This window comes from Sporosarcina sp. FSL K6-5500, assembly GCF_038005665.1.
GTDB lineage: Bacteria > Bacillota > Bacilli > Bacillales_A > Planococcaceae > Sporosarcina > Sporosarcina psychrophila.
In genome coordinates this window covers 89,363-104,188 of record NZ_JBBOTP010000001.1, presented here as the reverse complement: position 1 = coordinate 104,188, position 14,826 = coordinate 89,363, and the positions used below count along the sequence as shown (strand labels likewise).

18 protein-coding genes are annotated in these 14,826 nt (G+C 40.9%); all 18 read left to right on the top strand.

Going from position 1 to position 14,826, the window contains the following annotated elements:
* The first annotated feature begins 76 nt into the window (after window positions 1-76).
* The 18 genes from codY (at window position 77) to fliY (ending at window position 14,826) form a co-directional block, all read left to right on the top strand.
* Complete coding sequence (gene codY, locus MKX62_RS00505; RefSeq protein ID WP_067211258.1) at window positions 77-853, top strand: GTP-sensing pleiotropic transcriptional regulator CodY; 777 nt, start codon at window positions 77-79, stop codon at window positions 851-853.
* A 340-nt stretch (window positions 854-1,193) separates the two neighbouring features.
* Complete coding sequence (gene flgB, locus MKX62_RS00500; RefSeq protein ID WP_340740414.1) at window positions 1,194-1,586, top strand: flagellar basal body rod protein FlgB; 393 nt, start codon at window positions 1,194-1,196, stop codon at window positions 1,584-1,586.
* Between the two features lie 2 nt (window positions 1,587-1,588).
* Window positions 1,589-2,050 (top strand): flagellar basal body rod protein FlgC, encoded by a 462-nt coding sequence (gene flgC / locus MKX62_RS00495; RefSeq protein WP_187045408.1) that lies wholly within the window; start codon window positions 1,589-1,591, stop codon window positions 2,048-2,050.
* A 24-nt stretch (window positions 2,051-2,074) separates the two neighbouring features.
* On the top strand, window positions 2,075-2,389 hold the full coding sequence (gene fliE / locus MKX62_RS00490) for a flagellar hook-basal body complex protein FliE (protein ID WP_187045407.1): 315 nt from the start codon (window positions 2,075-2,077) through the stop codon (window positions 2,387-2,389).
* Between the two features lie 59 nt (window positions 2,390-2,448).
* On the top strand, window positions 2,449-4,041 hold the full coding sequence (fliF, locus tag MKX62_RS00485; protein WP_340740413.1) for a flagellar basal-body MS-ring/collar protein FliF: 1,593 nt from the start codon (window positions 2,449-2,451) through the stop codon (window positions 4,039-4,041).
* A 14-nt stretch (window positions 4,042-4,055) separates the two neighbouring features.
* Window positions 4,056-5,069 carry a flagellar motor switch protein FliG gene (fliG, locus tag MKX62_RS00480; protein ID WP_340740412.1) on the top strand — a complete coding sequence of 338 codons (1,014 nt, stop codon included), beginning with the start codon at window positions 4,056-4,058 and terminating at the stop codon, window positions 5,067-5,069.
* Complete coding sequence (fliH, locus tag MKX62_RS00475) at window positions 5,062-5,832, top strand: flagellar assembly protein FliH (protein WP_340740411.1); 771 nt, start codon at window positions 5,062-5,064, stop codon at window positions 5,830-5,832. Before fliG ends, fliH begins: the two co-directional genes overlap by 8 nt.
* A 2-nt stretch (window positions 5,833-5,834) precedes the next feature.
* The gene (fliI, locus tag MKX62_RS00470; RefSeq protein WP_340740410.1) at window positions 5,835-7,166 is read left to right on the top strand and encodes a flagellar protein export ATPase FliI; all 1,332 of its coding nucleotides are present in this window, start codon (window positions 5,835-5,837) and stop codon (window positions 7,164-7,166) included.
* Complete coding sequence (gene fliJ / locus MKX62_RS00465) at window positions 7,163-7,612, top strand: flagellar export protein FliJ (RefSeq protein ID WP_340740409.1); 450 nt, start codon at window positions 7,163-7,165, stop codon at window positions 7,610-7,612. Before fliI ends, fliJ begins: the two co-directional genes overlap by 4 nt.
* A 7-nt stretch (window positions 7,613-7,619) precedes the next feature.
* On the top strand, window positions 7,620-8,222 hold the full coding sequence (locus tag MKX62_RS00460) for a MotE family protein (RefSeq protein WP_340740408.1): 603 nt from the start codon (window positions 7,620-7,622) through the stop codon (window positions 8,220-8,222).
* Window positions 8,223-8,262: 40 nt separating this feature from the next.
* On the top strand, window positions 8,263-9,648 hold the full coding sequence (locus tag MKX62_RS00455; protein ID WP_340740407.1) for a flagellar hook-length control protein FliK: 1,386 nt from the start codon (window positions 8,263-8,265) through the stop codon (window positions 9,646-9,648).
* 3 nt (window positions 9,649-9,651) lie between these two features.
* On the top strand, window positions 9,652-10,320 hold the full coding sequence (gene flgD / locus MKX62_RS00450) for a flagellar hook assembly protein FlgD (protein WP_340740406.1): 669 nt from the start codon (window positions 9,652-9,654) through the stop codon (window positions 10,318-10,320).
* A 19-nt stretch (window positions 10,321-10,339) separates the two neighbouring features.
* Window positions 10,340-10,720, top strand: coding sequence for a TIGR02530 family flagellar biosynthesis protein (locus tag MKX62_RS00445; RefSeq protein ID WP_340740405.1), 381 nt, complete (start codon window positions 10,340-10,342; stop codon window positions 10,718-10,720).
* Window positions 10,721-10,806: 86 nt separating this feature from the next.
* Window positions 10,807-11,763 carry a flagellar basal body rod protein FlgG gene (gene flgG / locus MKX62_RS00440; protein ID WP_340740404.1) on the top strand — a complete coding sequence of 319 codons (957 nt, stop codon included), beginning with the start codon at window positions 10,807-10,809 and terminating at the stop codon, window positions 11,761-11,763.
* Window positions 11,764-11,843: 80 nt separating this feature from the next.
* The gene (locus MKX62_RS00435) at window positions 11,844-12,065 is read left to right on the top strand and encodes a flagellar FlbD family protein (protein ID WP_187045396.1); all 222 of its coding nucleotides are present in this window, start codon (window positions 11,844-11,846) and stop codon (window positions 12,063-12,065) included.
* Entirely contained in the window at window positions 12,055-12,480 is a 426-nt protein-coding gene (gene fliL / locus MKX62_RS00430) for a flagellar basal body-associated protein FliL (protein WP_187045395.1), read from the top strand. Before MKX62_RS00435 ends, fliL begins: the two co-directional genes overlap by 11 nt.
* 116 nt (window positions 12,481-12,596) lie before the next feature.
* A complete protein-coding gene (fliM, locus tag MKX62_RS00425; RefSeq protein ID WP_340740403.1) occupies window positions 12,597-13,595 on the top strand; it encodes a flagellar motor switch protein FliM in 999 nt (332 codons plus the stop codon).
* Window positions 13,588-14,826, top strand: coding sequence for a flagellar motor switch phosphatase FliY (gene fliY, locus MKX62_RS00420; RefSeq protein WP_340742522.1), 1,239 nt, complete (start codon window positions 13,588-13,590; stop codon window positions 14,824-14,826). The genes fliM and fliY overlap by 8 nt, the downstream gene beginning before the upstream one ends.

Genomic DNA, 14,826 nt, shown 5'->3' with positions numbered 1-14,826 from the left:
TAGTTTATTTAATGATTAAAAACCTTTAGAATATTCACTAAACGCCAAGCAACTATTATGAGGAGGAAAAAAACAAATGAATTTATTATCAAAAACACGTGAAATTAACGCAATGCTACAAGAATCGGCAGGAAAACCTGTAAACTTTAAGGAAATGGCTGAGAAGCTTAGTTCTGTTATCGACTGTAATGCATTTATCGTAAGCAGAAAAGGGAAATTACTTGGTTTAGAAATACACCACCAAATCGAAAACGAACGCATGAAGCAAATGTTCGTTGATCGTAAATTCCCTGAGGAATATACAAATCGTTTGTTTGAAGTAAGAGAAACATCTTCAAATTTGGATGTATACAGTTCACACACAGTCTTTCCAGTTGAAAATCGTGAACTCTTCAAAGACGGCTTAACAACAATTGTTCCAATCGTTGGTGGCGGTGAACGTCTTGGTACACTAATCTTGGCTAGACTTAAAGAAGATTTCCAGGATGATGATTTGATCCTTGCGGAATACGGTGCGACTGTTGTCGGGATGGAAATTTTACGTGAGAAATCAGAGAAAATTGAAATCGAAGCACGTAGTAAAGCAGTTGTTCAAATGGCTATCAATTCCCTTTCTTATAGTGAACACGAAGCGATTGAGCACATTTTCCATGAGCTTGATGGTAATGAAGGTCTACTAGTCGCATCTAAAATTGCAGACCGTGTAGGTATTACACGTTCTGTAATCGTAAATGCACTTCGTAAACTAGAAAGTGCTGGCGTTATCGAATCTCGTTCCCTAGGAATGAAAGGGACATATATCAAGGTCCTTAATAATAAATTCCTTGAAGAACTTGAAAAACAAAAATCATAAGTATGTATTAGGTATAAAGGCACTTCTTCCGAATTTGGGGAGAAGTGCTTTTTTTATTATATATTTAAACCGGAATAAAAGGAATGAAAGGAATTAACTGACAACAGGAGGGGATATATAGAAGTAATGGAAAAATGGTGACTTTGGAACTAAATATCTTAGTTATATAATTAAACTACTCGAAAAAAGGTTGTTTTGGACTAATAGATATTACTCTTCTAATATAGACAAGAATCAACAAAATCCGCTACAATAGAAGTATGTGATAAGAGTACTAGATTAGTAATGTAAAATGAATACTATTTTGATTCACCAATAGAGGGAACAAGAGGTGGAAACAATGAATTTGTTTGGATCGACGATAACACAATTGGAGCGCGGGTTAGATTATTCTGCAACAAAAGGGAAAACAATTTCACAGAATATAGCAAATATCGACACGCCAAATTATAAAGCGAAAAATGTCAGTTTTAAAGAAGTTTTTTCAGATGTGCAAGCGAATTCGTTAGAAGCTTATAAAACAGACCAGAGGCATATCAATTTTAAGTCTAGTACGACGCATCCCGGTGTTTTTAATTACTCGAACCTTCGTTATCGACAAGATGGAAATGGCGTGGATATGGATAAGGAACAGGCAGATCTTGCGGCCAATCAAATTTACTATAACGCAGTTGTCGATCGTATTAACGGAAAGTTCAATACGCTACAAAATGTTATTAAAGGAGGTCGCTGACATTGACGATATTCCATAGCTTGAATACATCCGCATCTGCATTGACTGCGCAACGTATGCGGATGGATGTTATTTCATCCAATATGGCTAACGTCGATACAACGCGCGGGAAGATGGTTGACGGTGAATGGCAACCCTATCGCCGTAAATCGGTTACATTCCAACCACGAGAAGGGCAATTTTCATCGATGTTAAATGCTTCGATGGGTAAACAAATAAAAGGTTCAGCAGGAAATGGCGTTACGGTTTCTAGGATTAAAGAAGATACCGAAACGCCATTTAAACTTGTCTTTGATCCTTCTCATCCAGATGCAAATGATGAAGGATATGTTTCAATGCCAAATGTTGATCCGTTGCGAGAAATGATCGACCTGATGTCCGCTACACGTTCTTACGAAGCAAATGTAACTGTGATTAATGCTAATAAATCAATGCTTATGAAAGCTCTTGAAATCGGCAAATAATGATACTGGAAGGATGTTACTTTAATGGCTATACAGTCTATTTTTAATCCTGTGCAATCAGCAGGTGTGCTTAATATGGAAAATCAAATGAAACCAACTCCAACACCATATGAAGCGCAACAAAGTTTCGGAACCTTTTTAAAAGATGCGATTCAAGAAGTTAATAATAAACAATCAGAATCAGATATGATGACGGAAAAATTAGTGCGTGGCGGAGATGTCGAACTTCATGATGTCATGATTACAGCACAAAAGGCGTCGATTGCGTTAAATGCAACGATGGAAGTTCGAAATAAAGTAATTGAAGCGTATCAAGAAATCATCCGGATGCCTGTTTGATTTTACGCGACATATAAGTTGTCCATTATTGAATTACGTAAGCTGACCGGGGGATTACAATGAATGAAAGAGTGACGAAAATCAGGGCGGATTTACAAACGTTTTGGTCGAGTCGTACAAAAAAACAAAAAGGTACTTATATTGGATCTACAATCGCCATTATTTTAGTCGCCGCTTTCTTAACATTCTTTCTATCTAGAACGGAATATGTGCCGCTCTATTCGGAGGTATCTCGCGCTGAAATCGGACGCATTAAAGAACAGCTTGATGCTCAAGGGGTTAAAAGCAAGGTTGCGCCAGGTGGCACATCGATCTTAGTGCCGAGGGACAGCGTAGACTCATTACTAGTGTCCCTTGCGGCAGAAGGTTTTCCGAATTCAGGGATGATTGATTACTCGTTCTTTGCAGAAAATGCAGGATTTGGAACGACTGACAATGAGTTCAATATGATTAAGCTTGCTTCTATGCAAACTGAACTTGCGAACCTGATTAAAGGAATCGAGGGCGTGAAAGATGCGAAAGTAATGGTCACATTGCCGACAGAGAGTGTTTTCTTGAATGAGAGTACGCAACAGGCAAGTGCGTCGATTATGTTGAAAACCGATGCAGGACACCAGTTCACTGAACCACAGATTACTGCACTTTATAATCTAATATCGAAAAGTATACCGAATCTGTCGACCGATGATATTGTCATCATGAACCAGTACTCCGAGTACTTTGACTTGAAGGCTACCGATAATGCATATGGACCTAGCATTACGGATCAAATGACCCTCAAAAAAACAATCGAACGTGATTTGCAACGCCAAGTACAGATGATGCTTGGAACAATGATGGGGCAAGATAAAATTGTTGTCTCAGTCACAACAGATATTGACTTCCAACTTGAAAACAGAGAAGAGAATCTTGTATTGCCTGTCGACGAAGAGAGTATGGAAGGAATTGCACTTAGCGTACAGCGTCTTACTGAATCGTTTACAGGAAATGGCCCAGTCGCGGGCGGGACTCCTGCAGGAGAGGACCCTACAGATAATGGGACTGGCTACGTGGAAGGGACATTTTCAAACGGTGATTATGAAAAAATCGAAGAAACGGTTAACAATGAAGTGAACCGTATTCGTAAAGAAATTGTTGAAAGCCCTTATAAGATTCGTGATATCGGAATCCAGGTAATGGTTGAACCACCAACTGCAGACGATCCAACATCAATGCCACCGGGAATGCAAGATGATGTCCAGCGCATACTTGAGACAATCATTCGTACATCTATTGACAAAGAGGCAGCTGGAGCGTTAACGGTGGCGGAACTGAATGACAAAATCGCCGTTTCTGTACAGCCTTTTAATGGTAAAGTGGATGACTTCTCTGCGCCGACGTCTACAATTCCGTGGTGGATTTACGTAATTGGTGGTGTACTTCTTCTTATTATCGGTATTCTTGTGTTTATGTTCATTAGGAATCGTCGAAAAGCGGAAGAGCTAGAAGAAGAACTGATTATGGAAGAACAACTTGCAACATTTGATGTAGATGATATTAATAATGAACTTGAAACAGAAGGAACTGTCCGGAGGAAACAACTCGAGAAGATGGCAAAAGACAAACCAGAAGAATTTGCCAAACTATTGCGTACATGGATAGCCGAGGAATGACGGAGGGATGAACTGTGGTTAAGAAAGAAAAAGGGATGACAGGAAAACAAAAAGCAGCACTTCTGCTCATTTCCCTCGGTCCGGAAGTATCAGCAGCAATTTATAAGCATTTGAATGAAGACGAAATTGAGCGCCTAACGCTTGAAATTTCAGGTGTCAAAAAAGTTGAGGCATCCGTGAAAGAAGAAATTATCGAAGAGTTTCATAACATTGCACTTGCTCAGGATTATATCTCGCAAGGCGGTATTGGTTACGCGAAAACGATACTTGAAAAAGCGCTTGGTAAAGATCATGCGCAAGCAATTATCAATCGCTTAACATCTTCCTTACAAGTGCGACCTTTCGATTTTGCAAGACGTGCAGATCCATCACAAATTCTGAATTTCATTCAAAACGAACATCCGCAAACAATTGCGCTTATCTTGTCTTACTTAGAGGCAGAACAGGCTGGACTGATTTTATCGGCATTGCCACAAGAGATGCAGGCAGATATCGCGAGAAGAATTGCGACGATGGACTCGACTTCACCAGAGGTCATCAGTGAAATCGAAGCGGTACTTGAGCGGAAACTATCTTCAACAGTAACGCAGGATCACACGGAAACGGGTGGAGTGGATGCAGTCGTCGAAGTGCTTAATGGAGTTGACAGAACAACAGAGAAAACGATTCTTGATGCACTTGAAATTCAAGATCCGGAACTCGCAGAAGAAATTCGGAAACGTATGTTTGTCTTCGAAGATATTGTTACATTGGACAACCGTTCAATTCAGCGTATTATTCGCGACTGTGAAAATGAAGATTTAATCCTTTCACTGAAAGTTTCTAGTGAAGAAGTGAAAGAAGTCTTGTTCAGGAATATGTCTCAGCGGATGGCGGAATCGTTCCAAGAAGAGATGGAAGTCATGGGACCTGTACGATTGAAAGATGTCGAAGAGGCCCAATCTCGTATTGTAAGCACGATTCGTAGATTGGAAGAATCGGGTGAAATCATAATCGCTCGTGGTGGAGGAGATGACATCATTGTCTAACGTATTTCGTTCATTCAATACAATATTGGAAGAAGGGGAAACGAAAGAAATCTCCATTCGAAGCCTTTATGTTTCGCAAGAAGTCGACGCGGAAGTGAGTTTGTCCTTAGATTCCATACTTATTGAACGGGACCGCATGTTGAAAGAGGCCAATACGATAAATGAGCAGGAAAAAGAGGCAATCGAACGACTGAGACAAACTGCCACTGAAGATATCTTATCGATGCAAGCAGCCTGGCAGAATGAAAAAACAGTACTTCAGCAACAGGCATATGATGAAGGGTTTCAAGTCGGCTACGAAGAGGGGCGTAATAAGTCATTATCGGATATGGCAGCTTCTATTAGTACTGCAAATGAAACGACGGAGTTATCCATTGAAAATGCGCGTCAATATCTTGTAAGCCAGGAGCGCATCATTCTCGATCTTTCAATGCTTTCTACAGAGCGGATTATTGGACAAGTACTTCAAGATGATAAGGAAGTTTATTTATCAGTTGTTAAAAGAGCCTTAAAAGAAACACGTGAAATGAAAGAGATTAAATTGTATGTTTCTCTCGATTATTTCGAACTTGTGTCCGATAATCGTTCTGAACTTGCATCGATTTTCCCGCCGAATGTGCCATTCCTTATTTTTGCAAATGATGATTTTGAATCAAACGAGTGCTATATCGAAACAAATCATGGGCGGATTGTTGTCAGCATTGACGAACAGTTGAATGAACTAAGGGAGAAACTCATCGGTATCATGGAAAGTGGTGATTGACGATGAAAAAAGCAGAGGACTTAATTGCGGTCATTCCAAAAGTAAAGACTTTTAAAAAGCTTGGACGTGTTGTCCGCGTTGTAGGTTTGATGATTGAGTCACAAGGACCTGAAAGTTCAATCGGTGATGTCTGCCATATCCATTTAAATAATACAGGCAAGGCCGACTCGATTATTAAAGCAGAAGTTGTAGGATTTAAGGAAGAAATCGTCATTCTGATGCCTTATACAAATATCCGTGATATATCTAGCGGGTGCCTTGTTGAAAGTTTGGGGAAACCGCTTGAAATCAAAGTAGGTATGAATTTAGTAGGAAAAGTGCTTGATTCGATGGGGAACCCAATCGATAACAGCATCCTTCCGAGAGGGTTGGCAACTGTTAGAACAGAACAAGACCCTCCTAATGCCCTTACCCGTCCACCGATCAGCGAAAAGCTTGCGGTGGGTGTCAAGGCGATTGATGGCATGTTGACAGTCGGAAAAGGTCAGCGAGTCGGAATTTTCGCAGGATCTGGTGTTGGAAAAAGTACTTTGCTCGGTATGATTGCTCGCAATACGACAGCCGATTTGAATGTCATAGCACTGATAGGTGAGCGTGGCCGTGAAGTCCGTGAATTCATCGAACGTGATCTTGGACCTGAAGGCATGAGCAGGTCGATTGTTGTTGCTACAACATCGGACCAACCTGCGCTTATGCGTATTAAAGGAGCGTTTACCGCAACAGCAATTGCTGAGTATTACAGAGATAAGGGCATGAACGTCATGCTTATGATGGACTCTGTCACACGGGTAGCGATGGCACAGCGGGAAATAGGACTGGCTGTCGGAGAACCACCTGCTACGCGCGGTTATACCCCTTCTGTCTTTGCTATCTTGCCAAAATTACTGGAACGTACGGGCACCAATGAGCATGGATCCATTACGGCATTTTATACAGTACTTGTAGATGGCGATGATATGAATGAGCCAATTGCTGATGCGGTTCGAGGAATCCTGGACGGTCACATTGTACTCGATCGGACACTTGCGAACAAAGGACAATATCCTGCAATCAACGTATTGAAAAGCGTTAGCCGGCTTATGAACCATATTGCGGATCCAGAACATGTCAAAGCAGCAGAAAGATTGCGCGAACTTTATTACACCTACAATAAATCCGAAGATCTGATTAATATCGGAGCCTATAAACGCGGGACATCTAAAGAAATTGATCAAGCAATTGAATTCGAACCACTTATTACAAACTTTTTAAAACAAGGTTTCAAAGATAATATTTCAATTGAGGACAGTATTGCTGAGCTCGTATCACTCGGTGCTGGAGGCGGGAACGTATGAAGCCTTATAATTATCGTTTTGAAAAGGTGCTGACTTTTCGTGAACAAGAAAAAACCGAAACTGAAGTGGAATTTAAAGGGTCAGTTGAGGCATTCGAAACAGTTGCAACTAAACTATACGATTTACTGAAAAAGAAAGAAGATACGCTTACCGAGCAGCAAGTCAAGATGGCGGTCGGTTTTTCGGTTAATGAAATTCATTATTATTCGCGTTTCATTGGTAGCTTAGAGAAAAGAATTGCAGAAGTGCAACAGCAAGTCATGCAAGCTCGCTCGAAAATGAATTGGTATGAGAATAAGCTGTTGGAGAAAACACTTGAAGTCCGAAAGTTTGAAAAGATGAAAGAAAAAGATCGTGAACATCATCGTGCTGAAATGGAACAGCTAGAAGCGATTCAGCTCGATGAATTGTCGACGCTGAAGTTCCGCAGAAGAGAAAATAGGTGATAATGTGGTGAAAAAGGCTAAACAAACAGAACAAATAACTAACGTAGAACAAGAGGGGAAAAGCGGTAGCTTCCAAAAACTTTTGCTTTGGGTACTTATTCCACTGTTATTCACAACAGCGCTTGTTCTAATCATTGCGAAATTTGCAGATGTCAATGTATTTGATAAGGCGAAAGAGTTGTCTGGGAACTTGCCGTTTATTACTGAAAAGAAGGTAGAAGACCCTGTTATGGGTGATCTAATCCTTGAAGAAAGAGTCGTGACGATGCAGGCAGAAATTCAAGAGAAAGAAGCCCAACTGTTCAAGGTTCAGCAAGATCTCGATAAGTCAGCTAATGAGAATGAAAAATTGCTGATTGAACAAGAGAAACTCCTTGATGAGATTGCTGTGTTGGTGCGCAATAAAGATGACTCCAAACGAGATTTTAATGAAATAGTAACAACGTTTGAGCAAATGTCTGCGAAATCATCGGCACCGGTCATTACTAAAATGAGTGACGCGGAGGCAATGCGCATCTTGACGAATTTGAAATCAGATACACTTGCTGCTATTTTTGAAAAGATGACACCTGAAGATGCAGCGAAATATACAACAATGATGACCAAGTAATTAGGACTTTTTATAGCTACTTTTGAAGGGAGGTGAATAAGTGAACATCGCATCATTACAAGGAATCGCTGGGGTGTATGTGCAAAATTCGTCGAATAAAGTGCAGTCAGGTCAGCCAGCAACAAATTCATTTGGATCAATTTTCAGCAGTATCGCTGGAAATGTCCCATTAGCTGTTGCCCCTGTACAGGAACTGACTATCGACGGGATAACCGATGAATCGATAATGGCAATTTTTAATGCAACTTCTATTGAAGAACTTGGGACTGCTATTGAAGCCCTAACAGATGGCGAAAGTAAACTAGATTCAATTTCCAATCTTGGTAATCTAGAAGAGCTTGCAAGTCTACTCAATCTTGAACCGAAACAGCTGAGTGATAGTTTGCTTCAACTATTAGAACAAGCAGGTCTTGACGAAGAGGAACTGTCAGCAGTAGCCAATACGAACGATTTTTGGACCGTATTGAACGCCATTGACAAAGTGGCCACACAGTTTTTTAAGCAATTAACGGATGCGCTTGAAGGAAAAGGCGATATACCGAAACAACAGGCAGTTGAATTGCTGGCGTTGCTTAAAACGGCAGAACTTACCGCACCGAAAATCGATTTGCTTATGAAACAAGAACAGCAAGTATTCTCGCTGCAAAGTTATCTAGCTACAGCGGGGGAACATTGCGAAAAAGTACTTAATTCTATCGGTTCTGCGAAGAATGTCATGGTACAATTGATGGAGTCGAAAAATAGCGTACGATTTGCCAGTCAAGCAGAAGCAGGGCGAACGATGACAGACGATGGAACAATGAAAAAAGATAACAAGGAAACACAGCAACAAGTTCTACCTACTGCAGTTACCAAAGATGAAGGTGCTACAAAGAATGGTCCTGAATCAACAGTTAGCGCATCAAATATCAAAGAAACCTCACAACAAGCCGTCAGTAGTGCTTTAGGTACTGTTGTAACTGCAAAAGGTGAACTTACGCTTACTGAAGTAGAAAATCGAACTAACGCACGAAATGAGGCATTGATCAAGGAAATGCAAACGATTTTCAAACGTTCGAATTTCGGTCAAACTAACGGGACGAACCGCTTGCTTATCAAACTGTATCCTGAACATCTTGGACAAGTACGAATTGAATTGCTTCAAGTCAATGGCATCATGACAGCAAGAATTCTTGCATCCACGGCACTCGGTAAAGAGATGCTAGACAGTCAATTGCACCAGCTTAGAAGCGCATTCCTTCAACAAAATCTGCAAGTAGAACGAATCGACGTTTCGCAAACATTGCAAGATACAGCGAAAAATGACCGTGACCAAGCCTTTAATCAGCACTTCAGAAAAGAAGGGCAAGAGACAGACCAGCAACAGGAACAAAATGATGAAGAAGAAATGACATTCCAAGAATACATGATTGATTTGGGGGTATAACGAATGACGATTGCAGGACAAAAACCGATTACAGGAACAGATTATTTAATTAATAAGCAGCGAGATGAGCGTAAAACTGGCGACGGAGTTATGGGGAAAGACGATTTCATGAAATTACTTATCACCCAATTGCAAAACCAAGACCCGACAAACCCGATGAAAGATAATGAATTTATTGCTCAAATGGCGCAGTTCTCTGCACTTGAACAGACTATGAACTTATCGAAGTCATTTGAAAAGTTCGCGGAAGCACAAGGTCAATCTCAACTTATTCAGTACAATAGTTTTGCTGGCAAAGAAGTCCGTTGGCATGAACTAAAACTTGATGATAAAGGTCAGTCGGTTATAGGTGAAGATGGCAAACCTATCATCACTGAAGGGGTCAATCGTATCGTGTCTGTGAAGTATGACAATGGTTCTGTGAAATTCATTTTGGACGATGGCAAAGAATTGACACCTGCTAATATTTCAGAAGTGATGTCTGGTTCGGGCGGAACGAATAGCCTTGTTGAAGCGAGCATGCTAATCGGCAAGAAAGTCGGCTATCTGGACGGTGAAGAAGAGAAGACAGGTACAGTCGCTTCGGTATCTAATAAAGATGGAAAACTACAATATATATTAGAAGACGGTACCCGCATTGACGGTAAAAACTTTACATCGATAAGCAAATAATAAAGAACGGAGCGAATGTATGGATAAACTAAAACTCCATCGTATTCCATTGCAGCCGCTTATTCATCAAGGACAGGCACTGCCATCAACACCAAGCCCAAAGCAATCGTTTCTCGAACATCTGAACAAAGCGGTTCAGCCTGCTGAACTTAAAATAAGCAAACACGCATCAGAGCGTTTGGTAGAACGAAACATCCAGATATCGGATGCTGAGTGGGCACATGTCACTGCGAAGGTGAACGAGGCAAAGTTAAAGGGAATCAAAGAATCGCTTGTTTTGATGGACCAAGCTGCACTCATCGTAAGTGCAAAAAACTCGACAGTCATTACAGCGATGGATCGCATGGAAGCGAAAGATCAATTATTCACGAACATCGACGGCACAATTGTGCTTAGTTAAAATTCGGCAGGACCTTTATGGATGCCAATAACCGTTGACTGATAGATGCGGTTACACTTTTTAAAATCGAAAGGGGAAAAATATAAATGTTACGTTCAATGTACTCAGGAATTTCAGGTCTACGAAACTTCCAAACAAAACTAGATGTAATTGGTAACAATATCGCAAACGTTAATACTTACGGGTTTAAAAAAGGCCGTACAATTTTTAAAGATTTGATTTCACAGACAGTTGCTGGAGCTTCAGCATCTGGAGATGTACGTGGTGGAGTTAACGCAAAACAGATTGGTCTTGGATCACAAATTGCGGCAATTGATACAATCCATACAGGTGGATCTACACAGTTTACGGGGAATACATTGGACCTTGCGATTGCAGGGGACGGGTTCTTTCAGGTTGGTCAAATGGGTGTAGACGCCGGGGGAGTACCTATTGAAACGATGAGCAACTTTCAATATACACGTGCTGGTAACTATTATATGGATAACGAAGGTTATCTTGTGAATGGTGAAGGGCAGTTTCTGGTAGGAATGGGTGCTCCGGAATTTGATCCGAAGACGCCTTATGATCCAGAAACTAATAATTTCCTGGCACCATCCGATCCTGCCATTGCAGCTTTATTGGAAATTGATCCCGAAGCCGATGTTGAAGTTACCCAAGACGGATTCCTTCGAATTGTTATACCTACTACAGCTCAAAGCATGAGCATTGGTCAAGATGGAACAGTCACATTTGTTGATAGTGCAGGAGTTCTTAAATACGCTGGGACACTTGTGATGGCCAAGTTCCCGAATCCAGGTGGACTCAATAAAATAGGCGGTAACAACTACAAAGATTCTCCTAACTCAGGAAATCCAGTCTATGGCGTCCCAACTGCACAAGGAATCGGCAAGGTAGAATCCGGCTTCCTAGAGATGTCCAACGTCGACCTTGCTGAAGAATTCACTGAAATGATTGTCGCACAACGTGGTTTCCAAGCAAACACGCGTATCATTACAACATCCGATGAAATTCTACAAGAACTCGTCAACTTGAAACGATAATTAATTGACAACACAATTAATCTAACATAGCTTTACTAGAAAAGGAGGGTCGGGCCGGCTCTGTGCCCGGCCCCTTACATATGATACGAGTTACGCGTCTTAACAAAACCGAGTTTACATTGAACGCATTGTACATTGAGAAAGTCGAGTCATTTCCTGACACGACGATTACCCTTACGACAGGAACGAAATATGTTGTCTTTGATACGGCTGACGAGGTAAACAGCCGTATCATCGAATTTTATAAGGCGGTCCAGTTATTATCCAATCCGCATATACGAGGTGAAGAAGATGAAGAATAAAGTACTGACGGTATCCCTTATTATACTAGTTTGCATCACGCTTATCGGCGTAGTTGGACTCATTCTTGTTATGCAATTGAACAAAGACGATGAAGCAAAAGAGCCAACAATTGATGAAATTGTTGAATCTTCCGTTGACATTGAAGAAATCACAACAAATCTTGGCAACCGACAATTTATCAAAATCACGTTAAAAATCCAGACAGATAATAAATTAGCAGGAGAAGAACTTGCTAAAAGGGATTTCCAAGTTAAAAATATTGTTATCCAGGAACTTTCCGAGATGACAGCGCAAGACCTTGAGGGGAAAGCCGGAAAACAGGCTTTCGAGGATGCCTTGATAGCACATCTTAACCCCCTTATGCAAAATGGGGAAATCCAAAAGATCTACATCGTTTCGTATATTATTCAATAACTAGTTAAGTTGAACAAATGAACACCTATTTAAACCCAGCAAATTCAATGGGACACTGTATTTTAACCAATATAGGTAATTAGTTTCACTAGAGTCAGATACCGGGAGGTGACCATATGGCCGGGGATATATTATCCCAAAGTGAAATCGACGCATTATTGTCTGCGATTTCAACAGGGGAAATGTCTGCAGAAGACATGAAAAAAGAAGATGAGACCAGGAAAGTAAAAGTGTATGATTTTAAACGTGCCCTTCGATTTTCCAAAGATCAGATACGCAGTTTGACTAGGATCCACGAGAACTTTGCCAGACTATTAACGACATATTTTTCAGCACAGCTAAGAACGTATGTCCAAATCAATGTAGCTTCGGTAGATCAGATTCCTTTTGAGGAATTTATACGTTCTATTCCGAATATGACCTTGATCAATATATTTGAAGTTCCACCGCTAGATGGCAATATCCTAATGGAAGTAAACCCGAACATTGCTTATACGATGCTCGATCGCATGATGGGTGGAGTCGGAGAGAGTCCAGGTAAAGTTGATAATTTGACTGAAATTGAATTAAAAATCATGACAAGTTTATTTGAACGTTCCTTTGACAATTTACGCGAAGCATGGTCAGGGATCATTGATATCGATCCATTTTTGACGGAGATAGAAGTTAATCCGCAGTTCCTTCAAATGATATCGCCGAATGAAACGGTCGTTGTTATCTCGTTCAATATTATCATTGGAGAATCTAGTGGAATGATTAATATCTGTATTCCACACGTCGTTCTTGAACCAATTGTACCAAACTTATCGGTGCGCTATTGGATGCAGACCAACAAAAAAGAACCGACAGTAGAGCAAACTGTGGTTCTTGAAAAACGATTGAAACAAGCTCCTTTGTCTGTTATCGCCGAACTAGGTAATGCAGAAATGACGATTGAGGATTTCCTCTACCTACAAGTGGGGGATGTCGTAAAGCTAAATCGTAAAATTGATGATCCACTTGTCATAAAAATCGGAGATATACCGAAATTCACAGCACAGCCGGGCCATTTGAAAAACCAGATGGCTGTTCAGATAATTGATACAAAGATTGGAGGGGATGAAGATGATGAGTGATAATATCCTTTCGCAGGAAGAAATTGAAGCACTATTACGTGGGGAACCTTTGTCAAGCGATGAGCCCGGGGATTCTAGCCCAAAAGAAATAGTAACGGCAGATTATTTAGATGATATGGAAAGAGATGCGCTTGGTGAAATTGGGAATATCTCTTTCGGCAGTTCAGCAACAGCATTATCTGCATTGCTCGGACAAAAAGTAGATATAACGACACCTACTATTTCGGTTGTCGATAAGGAAGCTTTGGAAGAAGAATTCATCCATCCATACGTTGCTATTAAGGTCGACTATACAGTAGGACTTAGCGGTATGAACTTACTCGTTATTAAACAAAGTGATGCGGCAATCATTGCGGATCTTATGTTGGGCGGAGATGGTTTAAATCCGAATATGGACCTTGGTGAAATTCATTTAAGCGCTGTCCAAGAAGCAATGAATCAAATGATGGGTTCTGCGGCAACTTCGATGTCAACTTTATTCAATAAGAAAGTCGACATTTCACCGCCAACAATCGATTTGATGGATGTCCTTGAAGACAAAGGGCGGGATCTTATTCCCGAAGATGATTTAATGATAAAGGTATCGTTTGAGCTTAAAGTAGGCGATCTGATCGATTCAAACATTATGCAATTAGTTCCACTTGGATTTGGGAAGAAATTAGTTGCTTCTCTCATGGGCGGTGATGCAGAAGAGGAAACTGCGGCAGTTGCCGAGATGACTCGACCAACAGAACAGCAACCTTCTCCAGTACACCAACAGCCAACACAGCCAACACAGCAACAACAAGTGCAACAGCAGTCGTACGAACAAAATGGATATGGACAAGGGATGCAGCAACCGGCTTATGACGCACAATACGGACAGCCAGCACCACAACAGCAGATGCAAATGCGTCCGCAACAACCGCAGGTACAAGTTCAGCAGGCACAGTTTGCCAACTTTGAAAGTCCGTCATTAAACAAGTCAGAGTCCAACAACTTGAATATGCTCCTTGATATTCCTTTACAAGTAACGGTCGAACTTGGTAGAACAAAGCGTTCCGTGAAGGAAATTTTGGAAATGTCAAGCGGTTCCATTATTGAACTGGACAAATTGGCGGGAGAACCGGTTGATATTTTAGTAAACAATCGCCATATCGCAAAAGGAGAAGTTGTCGTTATCGACGAAAACTTCGGAGTACGAATCACAGATATTTTAAGTCAAGTAGAACGTTTAAACAATTTAAGATAA

What these genes read in the sequence shown, in the direction of transcription:
- fliL (WP_187045395.1), top strand. Translation starts at nt 12,055, where the DNA reads ATGAAGAATAAAGTACTGACGGTATCCCTTATTATACTAGTTTGCATC.
- codY (WP_067211258.1), top strand. Translation starts at nt 77, where the DNA reads ATGAATTTATTATCAAAAACACGTGAAATTAACGCAATGCTACAAGAA.
- fliF (WP_340740413.1), top strand. Translation starts at nt 2,449, where the DNA reads ATGAATGAAAGAGTGACGAAAATCAGGGCGGATTTACAAACGTTTTGG.
- MKX62_RS00435 (WP_187045396.1), top strand. Translation starts at nt 11,844, where the DNA reads ATGATACGAGTTACGCGTCTTAACAAAACCGAGTTTACATTGAACGCA.
- MKX62_RS00445 (WP_340740405.1), top strand. Translation starts at nt 10,340, where the DNA reads ATGGATAAACTAAAACTCCATCGTATTCCATTGCAGCCGCTTATTCAT.
- fliM (WP_340740403.1), top strand. Translation starts at nt 12,597, where the DNA reads ATGGCCGGGGATATATTATCCCAAAGTGAAATCGACGCATTATTGTCT.
- fliY (WP_340742522.1), top strand. Translation starts at nt 13,588, where the DNA reads ATGAGTGATAATATCCTTTCGCAGGAAGAAATTGAAGCACTATTACGT.
- flgG (WP_340740404.1), top strand. Translation starts at nt 10,807, where the DNA reads ATGTTACGTTCAATGTACTCAGGAATTTCAGGTCTACGAAACTTCCAA.
- flgB (WP_340740414.1), top strand. Translation starts at nt 1,194, where the DNA reads ATGAATTTGTTTGGATCGACGATAACACAATTGGAGCGCGGGTTAGAT.
- fliJ (WP_340740409.1), top strand. Translation starts at nt 7,163, where the DNA reads ATGAAGCCTTATAATTATCGTTTTGAAAAGGTGCTGACTTTTCGTGAA.
- fliE (WP_187045407.1), top strand. Translation starts at nt 2,075, where the DNA reads ATGGCTATACAGTCTATTTTTAATCCTGTGCAATCAGCAGGTGTGCTT.
- fliI (WP_340740410.1), top strand. Translation starts at nt 5,835, where the DNA reads ATGAAAAAAGCAGAGGACTTAATTGCGGTCATTCCAAAAGTAAAGACT.
- flgD (WP_340740406.1), top strand. Translation starts at nt 9,652, where the DNA reads ATGACGATTGCAGGACAAAAACCGATTACAGGAACAGATTATTTAATT.